Raw genomic sequence first — 16,932 nt, 5'->3', positions numbered from 1 at the left:
AATGGCAGGAATAACAGAATCCTAATTCGTTACGGTTTGCCGGTAGAGCATACGGTTCTCTGAAAAAATCGCCTGCAATTTTTCTGTGTCCTGCAGATATGAAAGGTAGGAACGGACGGTGCTGCCGACCAGAGCATATTGCTCAAAAGTCATCTTTAGCGAATAGAAGTCAAAGATATGACGCAGGATTTCTTCAAACGAGGAAGGCGGTTCACAGAACGATGTGATTTTCCCGGCTATTTCATGGACCTTGTCCCGGTTGATTTGAACCAAAGGCCGAATGTCTTTGACAGCCGGAGCGTGTGCCGGAACAAACAGCTCCGCTTTCATCTGCTCCACACGGTCCAGGGTGCGCAGGTATTCGGCAACATTATAGATGAAATTCAGATGATATTTTGTGATGATGGTTTCCCCGAAAAGGCAGTCTGCCAGAAAGCATACGCCGTCCGCAGTTTTCAGACCGATCATATCGAAGAAGTGGCCGCCCAGACGGAAAAACTCCATCCCGGCGGGAAGAAATTCCTCAACGGTTCCGGTTGGTTTGCACGGCTCGGCCATCAAAAATTTGCTGCGCAGCTGGCGGCAGGGATATCCGCCGTAAAGAAAGGAGGGCTCCAAAACCGGATATTCTGTGAATGCGTTTTCAAGGCCGGTCGAATAGATTTTACAGCCGGTTCTCTTTTGCAGCAGGCTGTTGCCGCCAATGTGGTCCGCGTTGGAATGGGTGTTGATGATGCCGCTCAGGGCCCACCCCCGGGAGTCGAGAACTTTCAGAACCTTTTTCCCGGCTTTCTTGTCGTTGCCGCTGTCGATCAGCCATACGTGTTCCGGGTCTTCCAGAAAAATGCCGATTTTCGCGGGACACTCCAGATAAAAGGTGCGCTCGCCCGCCTGAATCAGTTCATACATAAGATTTCCCCTCCTTGGTGTCAAAATGCTCGGTTGTTATCGAGTCGGAATGAATCCCCGCGCGCGAACCGCAAAATTGAACCTGAAAACGTACACAGCTCTGGCCGCGCAGGGCACTTTTCATCCCCTAAGGCTGCATTTTCTTTCTTTTCCCGCTGATTTGTTCGGCCGTGACTTGGAATACGGTGGTCTGACGGACCATTCGGTCATCAAACCGGAATTCTCCGCCGGACTGGTAATGTTCCATCAGGCGGGTCAGTGCGCCGGTCTTTTCCGCCGGATCCGTAATGAATTCAGCGATGCCGAAAGCGACGGCGCTTTCGTACTCCGTAGAGCAGTCACAGGCTTTTTCTCCGGTAATCAGGCGATGGGAACAGTCAAATTGAAGGCAGACCCGCGGGTCCTTCCGAAGCAGGTCGATTTTTCGGCCTTCCCCGGCGCAGTGAAAATAAAAGGCAGCCCTGTTTTCTGAAACGGCATAGCCGAAACTCATCGGCACCACATAGGGCAGACCCTTGTCCGTCATACCGATATGGCATACGTCGCACCGGTCAATGATCTTGACGATTTCGTTCAGTTCGGTGATTTCGCGGTCTTTGCGTCTCATGATAAAAAATCTCCTTTTGCAGCGCGCCAACTGTAAGAATTCATTCTCCCGGATGATAAAAAAACCGATTGCGGCCCCCAGAGGAGACAGACCGCATCGGTAATCTGGTCACAGTAATGTCGCAAAGCGCGGCCTTCCCGTCTTCATCGCGGTCTCTGCACCCCAGGCACACCGGATCAAGATCATGGGTGCGGGGAAAAGCGCCCTTGCTTTTCGGACTCTGTATTGAATACTATTATTATATGGGTTTCATAGGGACTTGTCAATTTCATCACGCGCGCGGCAGGCGCATTATTTTATACTTTACAAACCCGCCAACCGTGATATAATAATGAGAAAACCCGAAGTTGGGCGGGGGAGCATGGCGCTGAAAACGCCGTTGTACCTGCCGTCCGCCGCGAAAGCTGTTCAGGGAGTAATCAGAAGCAAGGAGAAGATAAAATGGCGTATTTTTATGAAGAGCCCTGCCACACGTTCAGCGAATATCTGTTGGTACCGGGCTATTCCTCCGCGGAATGCATGCCCGCGAATGTCTCGCTGCAAACACCCGTCGTGCGTTTTAAAAAGGGTGAGCAACCGGAGCTGAGCATGAACATTCCTCTGGTTTCTGCGATTATGCAGTCGGTCTCCGATGATCGCATGGCGATCGCGCTGGCAAAGGAGGGAGGAATTTCTTTCCTTTACGGCTCCCAGAGCATTGAAAAACAGGCGGAAATGGTCGGGCGCGTCAAAAGCTATAAAGCGGGATTTGTGATCAGCGACTCCAATATTCGGATGGACCAAACCCTGGCCGATATTCTTGAGCTGAAGGAAAAGACGGGCCATTCAACGGTGGCGGTGACGGACGACGGCACACCGAACGGGCATTTGCTTGGAATTGTGACAAGCCGCGATTACCGGGTAAGCCGGATGTCGCCGGAAGAAAAGGTCTTTACCTTTATGACGCCGATCGAAAAGATTATCTATGCCGAAGAGGGCGTCAGCCTGAAGGAAGCCAATAATATCATCTGGGACAACAAGCTCAATGCCCTTCCGATTCTGGACAAGGACCAGCGGCTGGCGGCGTTTGTGTTCCGCAAGGACTACGATTCTCACAAGGGGAATCCGCTGGAGCTTCTGGATTCCCACAAGCGTTACGTGGTCGGCGCGGGCGTCAACACGCGCGATTACGAAGAGCGCATCCCCGCTCTGGTGGAAGCGGGCGCGGACATTCTCTGCATCGATTCCTCGGAAGGATATACCGAGTGGCAGAAACGCACGCTTGACTATGTGCGCAAAACCTACGGTAATGCCGTGAAAATCGGGGCCGGCAACGTGGTTGACCGCGAAGGGTTCCGCTTTTTGGCGGAAGCGGGCGCCGATTTTGTCAAAATCGGGATCGGCGGCGGTTCCATCTGCATTACGCGTGAAACCAAGGGAATCGGCCGCGGCCAGGCAACCGCCGTAATTGAGGTTGCGAAGGCGCGCGACGAGTACTTTGAGGAAACCGGCGTCTATGTTCCAATCTGCTCGGACGGCGGAATCGTTTACGACTACCATTTGACGCTGGCGCTGGCGATGGGATGCGACTTCTGCATGCTGGGCCGCTATTTCGCCCGCTTTGACGAAAGCCCGACCAATAAAGTGATGATCAACGGAAATTATATGAAGGAATATTGGGGCGAAGGTTCCGCCCGCGCCCGCAACTGGCAGCGCTATGACATGGGCGGCGATAAAAAGCTGAGCTTTGAAGAAGGGGTCGATTCCTACGTCCCCTATGCCGGCAGTCTGCACGACAATCTTTCACTGACGCTGAGCAAGATGCGCTCCACCATGTGCAACTGCGGCGCGCTTTCTTTGCCGGAGCTGCAAAAGAAAGCCCGCTTGACGCAGGTGTCTTCCGTCAGCATTGTCGAAGGCGGCGCCCACGATGTGGTGCTGAAAGACGACATGCATCTGATGAAATAAAGTTTGATATTCAGTAAACGGCGGGGCCGGGATGAAAATCCCGGCCCCGCCGTTTTTTTTATATGCTGCACCCTGCCGTGAAACCGAAATCAAGGGAAACGTCCGGGTTATTTAGCGGAATGAATCGCGTTGCCGACCGCGAAAGCCAGACCCTTGGGGTTTTCCCAAGCCATGGAATGGCCCGCCTGTTTTACGATTTCTATTTGAATCCCATGTTCCGCCAGAATCTGTTCGTCCGCATCGGGCAAAGACTTTTCCCCAAAGATGAAAGTCCTGGGGCATTTCAGCGAATACAGAATGTCTCTCCACGATGGGTTTCCTCCCGCTGCCGCCGACTTGGAAATCAGATAAGCGGCTTTTGGAAGCCACACGGACTGGGATGCCGACCATATCCTGTTACCGTCCTCACGGCTCTCCTTTACCAGCTTTTCGAAGCCGCGGTCAATGAAGTCCCGCATCTCAAAATCGGCGATGTATTTGCTTGTGGAGCCTTTGGAGCTTGGATCCAGATTAGATTCACTTAATATAATCTGATGCAGCCGATCCCGGCACTGATCGGCGACAGCAAGGGCAACGGCTCCGCCCAAACTGTGCCCAAACAGAAGAAACGGACCGATCTTTAAAGAATTGATAAATTCCAGCAAATATTCCGCGTGAGCTTCGACGGTATAAGCGAAATCATCGGGCTTATCACTGTAGCCGGCGCCTAAAAGGTCCACAAGAATGCGGCGATGGTCCAGCAGCGGCTTCTGTGCCGCAACTTCCGGATAGTCGAATGTGCCCGCGCAGCCAAGTCCGTGAATAAACAGAATCGGCAGGTCCTTTCCGGGCAGGTCGTGATATCGTATCGTATTACCGGTATTTTGAATGGTATATTCTTTCATGGTTCAATCCCTCCGCGGTTCGTTTTATGGGACCAGCCAAACAGAGTAATATCGGGATCAGGCTTTTGCACCCTTTGCAGATGAGACGATGGATGGCGAAACGATACAAAACGGCCTCCTAACCGAACCGTTAAGGTCGTATGTTAGGAGGTCTTTTCTGCCTGGATGTTATTTTACCGAGCCTTCGCCGCCCATCAGCCTTGTCATTTCCTCAATGCGTTCTATGGGAAAAGGCGGTGAAGTAAGCGGCTTCATGGCAATCGACATGAGTTTGATCGGATTATCATCCGCCGCCACACGATTTGAGCTGATTTTTCCGCAGACGCGGCAGCGGTGAATGACGGCCCATTCTCCGTTTTTTTTGACCCATACGGCAACAGGCTCCATGATTCCCCCGCAATCGGCCAAACGATCCCCCGGTTCATCATCAACATGCAGGCTCGACAGGCAGTTTGGGCAATGATTTCTGTGGCTGGTTCCGGCGCCTTCCGGTGTTACAATTCTTCCGCATAGCTTGCAGGTAAATGTTTCGCTGCAAGCGTGTGTTTTATAATATCCTTTTTCAAATGATTTTTTCTTGTTTTCCCGATTCATGGGATGGTCCTCCTAACAGATGATAAAAATCCTATTGGGAGGTTTCGATTTGATGTTACGCAACCTCCCGGTTAGCGCACAATCACCATAGCGTTATTATTTTTCATACAATAATCTCCTTAAAATATCTTTATAATCAAGCCGATTGGCTGGATTAACGATGTCTAATATTATTATACGCTTATGCAGGATCGGCATCAAGTTTTAGTCAATATTTTTGCTCGAAATGTTTACCGGGGCAGCCCTTTGCATTTGTCCGGCTGCTGGTTCCTCCATAGAGGACAAATTCACTACGGAACTCAAATCCGGTGTGGGTGGAGGTGGACGAATGAAGCACACCCTATACGGCAAAGTTAATATAGCGTGTGCTTCAAGTACTTGATATATCAATTATTTCGCCTTATTATTTACTTGACATATCAAGAAAATGGAGGCGAGTATCCTTGGAACGTCAAGAAATAAAGAGCATTGGGAAATGGATTTCTATTCTCTACAGGCAAGCACAGATTTACCTGAACAGGGAATTAAAACCATACGACTTAAATTCCTCGGAGTATATCTATCTTGTCAACCTTGCCGCTGAAACCAATGGGAGCAATCAAAAGCATTTGTCCGATATGATCAGTATCGACGATGCGCTTACCACCAGGGCAATGAAAAGCCTTGAAAACAAAGGCTTTATCATCCGGGAAAAAAGCCGGAGCGACAAACGGTCCTACCATATCAGTCTGACAGAAAAAGGTGTCGGTATACAGCCAAACATTCTTGAAATACTTAAAAAGTGGACGGATATCATTTCAGAAGGCATGGATGAAGACGAGAAAGATTTTATCATTCAAAAGCTTACAGTGATGTCAAATAACGCGATAAAAGTAACGAAGGGAAAATAATACGGGGGAAGGCGCAACTCTATTACGGCATAGAATTTTGATTGAGGTTAAAAATAAACAGAAGTTAGAAAGGAACAGAAAAATGAAATATTATGTATTGGAAGGCACGTTTTCCAAAAATCTCCCGGAAAAAGCTGAGCTGCAAAAAGCGATTGACGCACACCTTGAATATTTAAAATTTGGATTTGATGACGGCTCAATCCTTGTATCCGGCCCCAAAACAGGAACAGGCGGCGGCATTATCGTTGTCAAATGCGATGATATTAAAAAGTTCTGCGAGAATGATCCGCTCGTTCAAGCGGGAATTCAGGAGTATCGAATCACGGAGTTTGATTTGTATCATTGCCAGAGTTACCTCAAAATTTGGTTTGATGAATAAAAGTAATCGAGAAAAGAACAGACATCCTGCAAAGGTGAGTCAGTTTTCATTGCTGGACGGCAAAGTTTGCATCAGGGCAAAGAAACGGTCTGGCTTCCCGGTACTGAAATATTCATACCAGACTTCCAGTGTGTCTGCCCCAAAAACACCTAAATGCTCAATGATTTGTTTCGCCCACAGCAAAGCCCCGGTGGAACTTGCAGTAATCAGGTTATCATCCGCCACAGAGGGCTGGTCTATATAAAAGCTTTGCCCTTTATAACCGGGAGCAACCATTTCAAGAAATCCCTGTCCGTTACTGGTATGCGGGCGGTTATTTAATAGACCGAAGCTGGCAAGCGCAGCGGTAGCTCCGCAGATTGCGCACACCGTCGCGCCTGTAGAAAGAAATTCCCCTGCTTTTTTGATGATCGAGCTATGCTTCGGGTCGCTCCATGTAGTTGCACCCGGTAATAGCAGCACGCTTGTTTCGCTCACAGCCATATCGTCGATCAGGCAATCGGGCGCGATTGTCAGCCCGCCCATTGTTTTGATCGGCTCTTTGGAAGCACTGACCGTTTTGAGTGTTACCCGCTGCGCGCCCTTTTTGAAAAATCGGCCGGAATTCAGCTCCGAAGTCACATACCCCAGTTCCCAGTCGGCTAAAGTATCAAGAACGTAAACATAGACTGTAAACATAAATTTCTCCTCTTTCATTGCTTTATTGATTTGTTTGCTTTTTTATAGTACCATGTAATTGTTGACAACAGTATGGCAACAATCAAAAAGAAATTTGGAAGGCGGCTGTCGGATGAAAGTAGACAGGCTTGTCAGCATTATTATGATACTCCTTGACAGAGAGCGGATCGGCGCACAGGAGTTAGCAGATCTGTTTGAAGTTTCACCCCGCACAATCTACCGCGACATAGATGCGATCAACATGGCGGGCATTCCTGTTTGCTCAACATCGGGCGTGGGCGGCGGCTTTGAAATTATGCAGAAATACAAGATGGATAAAAAGGTTTTTTCAACTGCCGATCTTTCCGCTATCCTGATGGGGCTTTCCAGTCTTACGGGCATGATACGGGGGAATGAACTGGTAAACGCCCTGGCGAAAGTCAAAAGTTTTATCCCCGCCGACAGAGCGAAAGACATTGAATTAAAAGTAAATCAAATCCATATCGATTTAAGCCCGTGGATGGGCAACAGGAACATAGGGCCATATTTAGAAAGCATCAAAACGGCTTTGCACGAAAGCAAGCTGCTTTCGTTTGAATATGTAGCCCACCACGGAAATAAGACCGCACGAACAGTCGAGCCGTATCAGCTTGTATTGAAAAGCAGTCATTGGTATATGCAAGGGTATTGCCATAAAAGAAATGATTTTCGCTTATTCAGACTATCACGCATGTCAAACCTGCAAATACAGGAGGAATTTTTCACGCCGCGGGATTATCAAAAGCCGCAGCTGGATTTTGCCGATACTCTGGAGACCATTCAGACAAGAATCAAAATTCGGATTCATAAATCTGTCATGGACAGGATGCTTGATTATTGCGCTTATGAAAACTTTTTGCCGGACGGCGAGGAGCATTACATTGTGAGCTTTCCCTTCATTGAAAACGAATACTACTATGACATCCTTCTGAGCTTTGGGGACAAATGCGAATGTTTGGAACCGCCGCATATCCGCGAAGAGATGAAGCGCAGAATACAAGATATTGCTGCCGTGTATGAAAGTTAATACAGGAGTGAGACGAAAAATTCCTTCACCAGCGCCGACTCTGCATATTGCTTTCCTGAGAATGTGCTGTAATTTGTGTTGCTAACTATGTTGATATTCCCAACTCATAATGAGTTCTTTTTCCCCAGTAGCTTCGTCGATCTGCTTACAGATAATAGTGAAAGATTCCCGTTGATAAAATTGAACCGCACGTTTATTTTTCTGATAGACATGGAGGGACAAAGCATCAGATTGTTTCTTCATGTGGTTCAGTAAAGCTTTCCCAATGCCGTGGGACTGACTGTCCTGCCTGACAAAAATCCCAGCGATGTAGTTGTTAATTAAACCTATAAATCCTTGGATTTTGCCGTTCTCTTCATAAACAAAGATGTTCGCGTCCGTCAGTGCGGTTTTTACGAAATCATAATTTTTTCGCCAATAGCTTTCTGGAATGAAATCATGGGCTTTCATATTTGTTTGAAACCATATTTCCATAATTGTATTTAAGTCGTCTGATTTAAATTCTCTTATCACAAATCCTCCGATTTAGCCCACGCCAACAGGCTCATTGCCTTGTTACCGGTATATCCAAATTAAACCTGTTGCCACAATCTGCCATTGTACGCGAATTACGAGTCTACTCGACATAGTCCTACTACGGTTTCCACGTGGATTGAGTAGACAATAATGATGCTGTTAAGACATAGTTACCCCTGAGTGGCGGGTTGTTTTTTATTCATTTGGGAGTTCTTTATACTTTGGTATTTTCTCTAAATCACTGTCCCAACTCGCTTTGCTCGCATAGTAGATGTGTCCTTGCGGTTTCATGTATATGACACTGTCAATACATCCTGCGGGAACAACCAGCAGCTTTCCGTCAGACTGAATATTAGGCAGTGCTGATCCGCAATTAGCGCAAAAGCTTTTTATGTGTCCTTCTGAAAGATAGTTAAAAGTTTTCACTTCATTTTGACCTGAAAGCCAGGTTAACTTGGCTGTAGAGGAAAACAGATTGGCCGCATGGGCTGACCCTGTATCTTTACGGCATCGTTCACAATGGCAAAGGAAAAAATTATCAAAATCCCCCTCTACTTCAAAAGTAACTCTGCCACAAAGACATGATCCGGTGTAGTTCACAGTCAAAACTCCTTTCAAAAGCTAAATATTTTATATTCTACACAGTTTGACAACACATTCTGTATGCGCGGTGCGGGGGAACAGGTCTACCGGTGTGATCTGCATGGTTTTATATCCGCGCAGAGCGAACCGTTTTAAATCGCGCGCGAGTGTTTCCGGGTCGCAGGAGACGTAAACCACGCGCTGGGGGGCCATCTTGCCGACGGTATCAATTAAAGATTCGTCACAGCCCTTTCGCGGCGGGTCCAGAATGACGACGTCCGGCTTCTCTCCGCGGTTCTTCAGCATGTCGGCGGCTTTCGCGGCGTCCATGCAGAGGAATTCCGCGTTCTTAATTCCATTCTCCTCCGCATTTTGCCTGGCGTCTTCCACCGCCTGCGGAATGATTTCCACTCCGATCACCTTGCCCGCGTTTTTCGCCATGGATAGCCCGATGGTTCCCGTGCCGCAGTAAAGATCCAGAATCGTTTCGCCGCCGGTCAGGCCCGCGTACTCTGCCGCCAGATTGTAAAGGCGTTCCGCTTGCCGGCGGTTTACCTGGTAAAAAGAGAGCGGGGAAATGCGGAATTTCAGGCCGCAAAGCTCATCCGTAACGGTGTCCTGGCCCCAGATGGTCCGGCATTTGGGCCCGAGTATGACATTAGTGCGCTCGCGGTTGCTGTTAATGACAACGCTTTTTAATCCGGGAACGTTGTTTTTCAGCAGCTCAACAAGCTCCGGTTCGTTGTGGACTCCGTTGCCGTTGACGACCACGCACGCCATAACCTCGCCTGTGGATTCCGCCAGACGAAGAAAAAAATGCCTGATGTGGCCGCGCCCTGTTTTTTCATCGTATACGTCTTCCCGGGTGCGTTTCTCCCACTCGCGGAAGGCACCGGTTGCCGCGGCGAAAACCTGCGGCTGCAGCAGGCATTCGCCGCAGTCGATGATTCGGTGACTGTGGGAAGCGTAAAAGCCGAGGCTGATTTCTCCGCCGGGACCGCCGCCGACCGGCAGCTGCGCCTTGTTACGGTAGTGGTCCGGATTTTCCGCGCGGACAATCGGATTCAGGATTGTGTAATGAAATCCGGCGATTCGCTCGATTGCGTCCTGAACCCGCTGCTGCTTGGCTTTGCATTCGGCTTCATACCGAACGTGCCGGTAAACGCATCCGCCGCAGCGGGAAAACTGTGGGCAATCCACTGGAATGCGGTCCGGGGAAGATGAAAGGATTTTTTCAATCTTGCCGAACGCATAAGTTTTGGCAGTTTTTAAAATTTTCACGGAAAGACGGTCGCCTGCGGCGGCGTGCGGGACAAAAACGGCAATTCCGTTACAGCGCCCGACTCCATTGCCTTCGGCCGTATATCCGGTAATATCGAGTTCGATCATTTGATTTTTCTTGAGTTCCATTTTTTCTCCGTTCTCCTTTTCCTATTACCCGTCTAGTGTACCATTGAGCAACCGACAATACAAGGCGTACGGGAAAATGATCGGAAGCACCCGGCTGGTTCAGCAAGCATAATAGTGAATAATAACTAAAAGTGTTCGTTTTATTCCTACGTTTTATACAAAGGGTAGATTCTGCTCGTGATTCCTTGAAAGCCGTTGACAGAATGCGCCCTTGGGGGTATACTGATATCAATGAAATGAAGGATGCAAATTTAACAGATTCATTTCTAAACTCTTATTTGTTTTGTGATTATAAGTCTTGTGGCAGAGTTTGCCACACCTTTTCAATACAACTCCTCCCCAAAAAAGCAAAAACCGGTGAAAACCGGTTTTTGCTTTTTTTATTTTTTGCATGACGAAGCATGATAGAATTCACATTCGTCTTATTTCTGTGAACGAATTCCACCTCTTATGATGCTTTGACGGAAAAAGTGGTACGATCAGAAAAGAAAGGATGGGAAATTATGGGGAAAATGTTCGAAAATAGGTTTCCATTGACGCTTTTTCTGATCATTTTGTTTTTAGCCGTGATTCCTACCACTGCATTTTACGCGCAGCAAACTGCAAATCAGGGGAGCGCCGCGGTCAGCGCGGAGGAACACTGGTTTGGCGCCGACGCTACCGTGGAATCGGTCGGCGCGCAGTTGAAGGCTTTTGATCCGAGCATTACCGTGGCGGTGACGGACCAGGACGGAACCCCCAGAACCGGTGGGCTGCTGGAAGAAGGGGACTTCGTCATGATGTATAATGCTTCGGGAAAGCTGCTCAAGGAGTTTGTAAATATTAACCCGGACAGTCAGAGAAGCTCTTCCTCCGATTCCGTGCCGCCGGCCTCCTCACAGCCGGAAGACAGCGCGTCGTCCTCCGAACAGGCTTCGTCGCAGAGCCAGCCGGAGAGCAGCGTTCCATCTGATTCGCCTTCCGGCTCAGAGTCGTCTTCTGCGTCGAATCCCGGCTCCTCCGCGTCCTCCGGACAATCATCGGCCTCCGGGGTTTCTTCCGAGCCGAATCCCGGTTCCTCCGCATCCTCCGGACAGTCATCGGGCTCCGGGGTTTCTTCCGGGCCGGCGGACGGGTTTTTATCAGGGGGTGAGGATTACTTCGACTTCAGCACACCTGTTTCGGTGGAAGAACTGGAGGACCAGCTTCTTGATGAGGGCGTGCCGGATTCCCGGCTGACGGTCAAATCCTATAACGGCAACACCCGACTGAGCGGTTCTGTCTGCACGGGGGATGTTCTGACGGTTGAGAATCCGGACGGAACGGTCCAAAACCGCGTGACGGCGGTCGTTGCCGGAGATCTGACGCGCCGCGGTACCCCGGACGAAGCCTCGTGCAGAGCGCTCTACAATTATTTGGCGGGGTCCGGAACGCTGAGAGCCGACCTTCGCCGCGCGGCGGACCTCAACAGGGACGGTGCCGTTACCACCAGCGACCTTCTGAAACTGAAAAAGATGATTTCCGGGGAAGACTGAGGATTGACCGGGTTCGAAAAAGTAATATAATAGGTATGATCGAGAAACAAAGGAGATTATATTATGTTTGAACCCGCTGAAATCAGCAGCCTGTTTGATTTGTCCCATACGGCGGCCGCGCCGCTGCTCGCCGCGCTCCGTTATCCCTGGGAGGCACTGCCGAAAATTGGGGAATTGATCTTGCGGATCGGCGCCGGCCTGCCGGAAGAAGAATATGAGCTTCGCGGCGAAGCCGTCTGGGTACACCGTACCGCGACCGTGTTCGAATCCGCCTACCTGCATGGGCCGGCGATCATCGGACCCCGGACGGAAGTGCGCCAGTGCGCGTTTCTTCGCGGAAACGCTCTGGTCGGCGCGGACTGCGTCGTCGGGAATTCTACGGAGCTTAAAAATGTGATTTTGTTCGACGGTGTCCAGGTGCCGCACTACAATTATGTGGGCGACTCCATTCTGGGGTATAAGGCGCATATGGGCGCCGGCTCCATCACCTCCAATATTAAATCCGACAAAACAGACGTGAGCATCGCGGCCGGGGGCGAGCGGATCGCGACGGGCCTGAGAAAGATCGGTGCCATGCTGGGCGACTATGTGGAAATCGGCTGCAATTCGGTCCTGAATCCGGGGTCCGTGATCGGCAGGGGAACCACCGTTTATCCGCTCTCCATGGTGCGCGGATTTGTGCCGCCGAACAGCATTTATAAACGCGCGGGAGAAATCGCCGAAAGAAAATAGTGCCATGGCCGCCGAAGGGCGGCCGTTTTCTTTTTATCATTCTGCATTTTTCTCCTTGAATCCGTTTTCCGATCCGTTTATTGTGGAGATATTACGGTTTGGAGGGATTCAAAATGAGTGAAAACAAACGCGCGGCTCTGATTGGTTCGGTCTGCGAGACTGGGAAATGCTCGCTGGCCGCCGCGCTGCCGGTTCTGGCCGCCGCGTGCGTCGAGGTCTGCGTGGCTCCGATGAGCGCGGCGCCGTCGCCGGGACCGGAAACGGAAAAACGAGTGGATTTGAGCGGCGACCTGCCGTTCTATGCGGAGCAATGGAAGAAGTTGGGCTATTCGTTCGACGCGGTGCTGTTTGAATTGCCGGAAAACGCAAAAGAAGCCGATACGCTCGCCTCTTTCCTTCACACATTCCGAGAAAAGGATAATCTGATTTTATTTGGGTCTTCCTCATGGAGAGGGAACGGCGGCAAGGCCGGAATGACACGGGAACGGGCAAAACTGGCGGAACAATTTTGTTCAATGGCCGATCTTGTAATCCTGCCGGCCTGTGACGCGGCTTTTTTGATGGGAGAGCGCGAGCGGGTCGGGCCGTGGAACCGCAGAACGGTGGAGGACCTGCTGCGGGGGATTTGCTCCCTGGGCGCAAAAAGCGCGGTGATGACGGGGGTCTGGTTCAGTCCGGATCTAATGGGTACGGCGGCTTACACCGCGGAAAACGGAAGCGTCAGCTATGCGTTTTCACACCGGATCTCCGGGGAATGGATGGGGGCCGGAGACCTGTTCTGCGCCGCTCTTCTCGCGGGGCTTCTGTACGGGATGCATCTGAGCGCCGCCATGCAGCTCGCGGTGGATTTTACGGCCGACTGCATCCGCCGCACAAGGGAAAGCGGAGAGGACGGAAGGCTTGGATTGAAATTTGAGGCATGCCTGCCGAAACTGATCAACCAGCTGGGAATCGTAAAACCGTAATCGCGAAAGATGCGTCCTGCCGCCGATTGGCCGCGTTTTTCGAACGAAAAATTCCGCGCGGCTTTCGACGGCCCACGGCGCAACCGCGATTCGGAACCCCGGTTTACTTTAAAGCCGAATGCCGCTATAATGTTTCATGAACCGAAAGGAGGTCCTTTCTTGAATACGTTTTTAACCGCCCTTACAAGCGCGGAGTCCATTCTGCTGTTTGCGGCGCGGGTCGCCGTGGCGCTGATCAGCGGCGTCGTGGTTTTTCGCTGCTTTTCTTCCCTGCGCGTCGGGCGCAGGCGCGAGGACCCCGTCGTGGTTCTGGAAGATATGGTGACGCATGAGGTGATTCCGGTTCTGTACTGGGAAAATTCCATCGGGCGAAGCCGAAGCTGCGACATTGTTATAAACGATGAAACCGCAAGCCGGGCCCATGCGGTGCTGTTCCGCCGGGAAAGCGGATGGCTTGTCACGGATACCGATTCGAAGGCCGGCACATTCATCAACGGCAAAAAAGTCCGGCAGAATGCTCCGATCCTGCCCGGGGATACCGTCGCGATGGGGTCCACCGCGCTGATGCTCAAACGCACCGCGGACGTGAGCGGCCTGAAACCGTCCAAACGCCCGCGCGGGCCGGCTGCCCCCCCCGCGGCGCTGATGCTCGCGGTCACCGTCGTACAGATTTTGCTGGGGGCGCAGGCATGCTTTGCGGGGGACAAGCCCGTTTTGCCGCCGCTTGCTCCGCTGGGAATTCTGCTGCTGCTGGAATGGGGACTTTACTTCTTTTCCAGAAAAGTGCTGGGCCGCGTCAGCTTTGAGCTGGAAACCATCGCCTTTCTGAACAGCGGAATCGGAATTCTGCTGATTTCCGGAACAAATGTCAAGGAAACCTGGTTTCAGCTTGCGGCGCTTGCAGCCGGAATGGTTTTGTTCTGCGCAATGATCTGGTTTTTAGGCGATCTTGACCGGGCGATGCGGTGGCGCGTCGCGATCGGTGTGCTGGCGATTCTGCTTTTTGCCGCGAATCTGCTGCTGGGCAGGGAATATAATGGCGCAAAAAACTGGATCGAACTCGGCCCTGTCACCGTTCAGCCGTCGGAACTGATTAAAATCGCCTTTATTTTTGTCGGCGCCTCCACGCTGGACAGGCTGCAGACCGCGCGGAACCTGACGGGGTTCATTGCTTTTTCGGCGGTGTGCATGGGCGCGCTGTTCCTGATGAAAGATTTCGGCACAGCCTGCATTTTCTTTGTGACCTTTTTGATTATCGCGTTTATGCGGTCCGGCAGCCTTCGCACCATTGCGCTGATCTGTTCGGTGGCCGGGCTCGGCGCGTTCCTGATTTTGAAATTCCGGCCCTATGTCGCGCAGCGGTTTGCGGTCTGGGGGCATGTCTGGGAGCACGCGAGCGACTCGGGCTACCAGCAGACCAGAGTGCTGAGTTATTCCGCCTCCGGCGGGCTGTTCGGCGTGGGTTTGGGGCGCGGCAGTTTAAAATCGGTGTTCGCGGCCCAAAGCGACCTGGTTTTCGGGATGCTCTGCGAGGAACTGGGACTGATTCTCGCGCTGATCGCGGTGCTGTCCGTCGCGGGTCTGCTGCTTTACGCGCGCTCCGACGCGACTCGGAGCCGTTCGACGCTCTATTCCATTTCCTCCTGCGCGGCGGCGGGCATGCTGCTGTTTCAGGCCTGCCTGAATATTTTCGGCGCCACGGACGTTCTTCCCCTGACCGGGGTAACGCTTCCGTTTATCAGCATGGGCGGTTCCAGCATGGTGTCCGTCTGGGGGCTTCTGGCCTTTATCAAGGCCGGGGATGAGCGGACCTATGCGGTGCGCAGGAGGAGAAAACCATGAAAACGACCGGGACGCGCTCTTTTATTCTTTATATTCTCTGCGCGGGCTTTGCCGCCGGACTTTGCGTGTTTCTCTACGGACTGTTTGTCAACGGCGGCAACTGGGCCGTTCAGCCGTTCAACAAGCACATTTCCGGCGGGAGCTCGGTTTCCGCCGAGGGGCGTGTGCTGGACCGGAACGGTGTGGTTCTGGCCGAAAGCGATAACGGCAAACGGGTGTACAGCGACGACGAGACCGTCCGCAGGGCGATGCTGCATGCGGTCGGGGATACGCAGGGATACATCTCCACAGGCGTTCAGTACAGTTTCCGCGCGGAGCTTTCCGGCTACAATTTTGTGACGGGGCTTGCCTCCCCGACGGGGCAGTCTTCCGGAAACGACCTCCGGCTTACTCTGGACAGCGGCCTGTGCAGGCTGGCCCGTCAGCAGCTTGGCAGCCGGGACGGCGCCGCGGCCCTTTACAATTATAAAACCGGGGAACTGCTCTGTATGGTCAGCACGCCGGACTATGACCCGGCAAATCCGCCGAAAGACCTGACAACCGATCAAACAGGCAAATACAGCGGCGTGTTCGTCAACAAGGTGCTGTCCTCCTCCCTGACCCCCGGCTCGATTTTCAAGCTGGTGACTTCCGCCGCCGCGATTGAACACATCAAAGACCTGGACAGCCGTACCTGGAACTGCAACGGCAGCGTCACGATCAACGGGAACAAGATCACGGATGTGAGGGCGTACGGGAAACTGGATTTTAAAAACGCGCTCGCCAAATCCTCCAACGTGGCGTTTTCGCAGATCGCCATTGAGCTGGGCGCGAACACGATGACCGCAATGGCGAACGAAATGGGCTTCAACCGCACCTTTGTCTTGGAGGGAATCCCGTCCGCGAAAAGCGTGTACAATGTAAACGGCGCCCAGCCGCAGGAGCTTGGCTGGTCCGGCGTGGGGCAGTTCACCGACCTTGCCAACCCCTATCACATGATGATCCTGATGGGAGCGATTGCAAACGGAGGAACCTATGTGCAGCCGTATCTGGTCCAAAATGTCACCAATTCTTTTGGATTCCGAACGGCAACCGGTTCCTCAAAAACGGGCGAGCAGCTGCTCAGCCCTGAGACCGCCGCAAAACTTAAAACTTATATGCGTTATGACGTTACGTCGGATTACGGAGACGGTCTGTTCCCCGGCATGAAGGTTTCGGCGAAAACCGGAACCGGGGAAGTCGGCAACGGAAAAAAGCCGAACTGCTGGATGGTTGGATTTTCTTCCGACGAAAAGACTCCGTTCGCGTTTGCGGTTCTGGTTGAAAATCAGAATTCAAGCATTGCTTCCGCCGGAAAGCTCGCGTCCGCTTTGATGAGGGACGCCGCGAAAATCTCATAAGTTTTTGCAGGGACCTGGGAGTGCCAACCCTTTCCGTTCGAATCCGCGAAAATTGGTGC

Annotated in this window: 17 protein-coding genes; 9 read left to right on the top strand and 8 right to left on the bottom strand. The window is 51.7% G+C overall.

The window, feature by feature from the left end; all coding sequences use genetic code 11:
- Positions 1–21: 21 nt before the first annotated feature.
- Positions 22–909, bottom strand: a complete 888-nt coding sequence (locus ACLQ3M_RS13715) for an MBL fold metallo-hydrolase (protein ID WP_411678255.1) — start codon at positions 907–909, stop codon at positions 22–24.
- 127 nt (positions 910–1,036) lie between these two features.
- Positions 1,037–1,516: a pyridoxamine 5'-phosphate oxidase family protein gene (locus ACLQ3M_RS13710; RefSeq protein ID WP_411678254.1), complete on the bottom strand. Its 480-nt coding sequence runs from the start codon at positions 1,514–1,516 to the stop codon at positions 1,037–1,039.
- A 441-nt stretch (positions 1,517–1,957) separates the two neighbouring features.
- On the opposite strand from ACLQ3M_RS13710, the gene ACLQ3M_RS13705 reads away from it, so the two are divergent.
- Positions 1,958–3,463 carry an IMP dehydrogenase gene (locus ACLQ3M_RS13705; protein ID WP_411678253.1) on the top strand — a complete coding sequence of 502 codons (1,506 nt, stop codon included), beginning with the start codon at positions 1,958–1,960 and terminating at the stop codon, positions 3,461–3,463.
- Positions 3,464–3,570: 107 nt separating this feature from the next.
- Here ACLQ3M_RS13705 and ACLQ3M_RS13700 read toward each other — a convergent pair whose 3' ends face one another.
- Together ACLQ3M_RS13700 and ACLQ3M_RS13695 are read right to left on the bottom strand one after the other, a co-directional pair.
- The gene (locus ACLQ3M_RS13700; protein ID WP_411678252.1) at positions 3,571–4,347 is read right to left on the bottom strand and encodes an alpha/beta fold hydrolase; all 777 of its coding nucleotides are present in this window, start codon (positions 4,345–4,347) and stop codon (positions 3,571–3,573) included.
- Between the two features lie 168 nt (positions 4,348–4,515).
- Positions 4,516–4,941: an RNHCP domain-containing protein gene (locus tag ACLQ3M_RS13695; RefSeq protein WP_411678251.1), complete on the bottom strand. Its 426-nt coding sequence runs from the start codon at positions 4,939–4,941 to the stop codon at positions 4,516–4,518.
- A 443-nt stretch (positions 4,942–5,384) separates the two neighbouring features.
- Between ACLQ3M_RS13695 and ACLQ3M_RS13690 the strand changes: the two genes are divergently transcribed.
- Positions 5,385–5,831: a MarR family winged helix-turn-helix transcriptional regulator gene (locus ACLQ3M_RS13690; protein WP_411678250.1), complete on the top strand. Its 447-nt coding sequence runs from the start codon at positions 5,385–5,387 to the stop codon at positions 5,829–5,831.
- A gap of 82 nt (positions 5,832–5,913) precedes the next feature.
- Positions 5,914–6,210 carry a YciI family protein gene (locus ACLQ3M_RS13685; protein WP_411678249.1) on the top strand — a complete coding sequence of 99 codons (297 nt, stop codon included), beginning with the start codon at positions 5,914–5,916 and terminating at the stop codon, positions 6,208–6,210.
- Between the two features lie 39 nt (positions 6,211–6,249).
- Here the strand turns inward: ACLQ3M_RS13685 and ACLQ3M_RS13680 are convergent, their stop codons facing one another.
- Positions 6,250–6,888, bottom strand: coding sequence for a type 1 glutamine amidotransferase family protein (locus ACLQ3M_RS13680; protein ID WP_411678248.1), 639 nt, complete (start codon positions 6,886–6,888; stop codon positions 6,250–6,252).
- A 112-nt stretch (positions 6,889–7,000) separates the two neighbouring features.
- Here ACLQ3M_RS13680 and ACLQ3M_RS13675 point away from each other — a divergent pair, with 112 nt between their 5' ends.
- Entirely contained in the window at positions 7,001–7,933 is a 933-nt protein-coding gene (locus ACLQ3M_RS13675) for a helix-turn-helix transcriptional regulator (protein ID WP_411678247.1), read from the top strand.
- Positions 7,934–8,014: 81 nt separating this feature from the next.
- Here ACLQ3M_RS13675 and ACLQ3M_RS13670 read toward each other — a convergent pair whose 3' ends face one another.
- The 3 genes from ACLQ3M_RS13670 to rlmD form a co-directional block, all read right to left on the bottom strand.
- Complete coding sequence (locus ACLQ3M_RS13670; protein ID WP_411678246.1) at positions 8,015–8,446, bottom strand: N-acetyltransferase; 432 nt, start codon at positions 8,444–8,446, stop codon at positions 8,015–8,017.
- Between the two features lie 198 nt (positions 8,447–8,644).
- Positions 8,645–9,049, bottom strand: a complete 405-nt coding sequence (locus ACLQ3M_RS13665; protein WP_411678245.1) for a GFA family protein — start codon at positions 9,047–9,049, stop codon at positions 8,645–8,647.
- A gap of 30 nt (positions 9,050–9,079) precedes the next feature.
- Positions 9,080–10,441 carry a 23S rRNA (uracil(1939)-C(5))-methyltransferase RlmD gene (rlmD, locus tag ACLQ3M_RS13660; RefSeq protein WP_411678244.1) on the bottom strand — a complete coding sequence of 454 codons (1,362 nt, stop codon included), beginning with the start codon at positions 10,439–10,441 and terminating at the stop codon, positions 9,080–9,082.
- Positions 10,442–10,944: 503 nt separating this feature from the next.
- On the opposite strand from rlmD, the gene ACLQ3M_RS13655 reads away from it, so the two are divergent.
- The 5 genes from ACLQ3M_RS13655 to ACLQ3M_RS13635 all read left to right on the top strand — a co-directional run bounded on the left by ACLQ3M_RS13655 (position 10,945) and on the right by ACLQ3M_RS13635 (position 16,873).
- The gene (locus tag ACLQ3M_RS13655) at positions 10,945–11,955 is read left to right on the top strand and encodes a dockerin type I domain-containing protein (protein ID WP_411678243.1); all 1,011 of its coding nucleotides are present in this window, start codon (positions 10,945–10,947) and stop codon (positions 11,953–11,955) included.
- 63 nt (positions 11,956–12,018) lie between these two features.
- Positions 12,019–12,687, top strand: a complete 669-nt coding sequence (locus ACLQ3M_RS13650) for a UDP-N-acetylglucosamine pyrophosphorylase (RefSeq protein WP_411678242.1) — start codon at positions 12,019–12,021, stop codon at positions 12,685–12,687.
- A 113-nt stretch (positions 12,688–12,800) separates the two neighbouring features.
- On the top strand, positions 12,801–13,652 hold the full coding sequence (locus tag ACLQ3M_RS13645; RefSeq protein WP_411678241.1) for a bifunctional hydroxymethylpyrimidine kinase/phosphomethylpyrimidine kinase: 852 nt from the start codon (positions 12,801–12,803) through the stop codon (positions 13,650–13,652).
- 159 nt (positions 13,653–13,811) lie between these two features.
- Positions 13,812–15,494, top strand: a complete 1,683-nt coding sequence (locus ACLQ3M_RS13640; protein ID WP_411678240.1) for an FtsW/RodA/SpoVE family cell cycle protein — start codon at positions 13,812–13,814, stop codon at positions 15,492–15,494.
- Positions 15,491–16,873 (top strand): penicillin-binding transpeptidase domain-containing protein, encoded by a 1,383-nt coding sequence (locus ACLQ3M_RS13635; protein ID WP_411678239.1) that lies wholly within the window; start codon positions 15,491–15,493, stop codon positions 16,871–16,873. Before ACLQ3M_RS13640 ends, ACLQ3M_RS13635 begins: the two co-directional genes overlap by 4 nt.
- Positions 16,874–16,932: the final 59 nt, after the last annotated feature.

The sequence above is a fragment of the Caproicibacter sp. genome, assembly GCF_046707225.1.
Lineage (GTDB): Bacteria > Bacillota > Clostridia > Oscillospirales > Acutalibacteraceae > Caproicibacter.
Note: the sequence above shows the minus strand (reverse complement) of the source record. Positions and strands in the feature narration are given on the sequence as shown.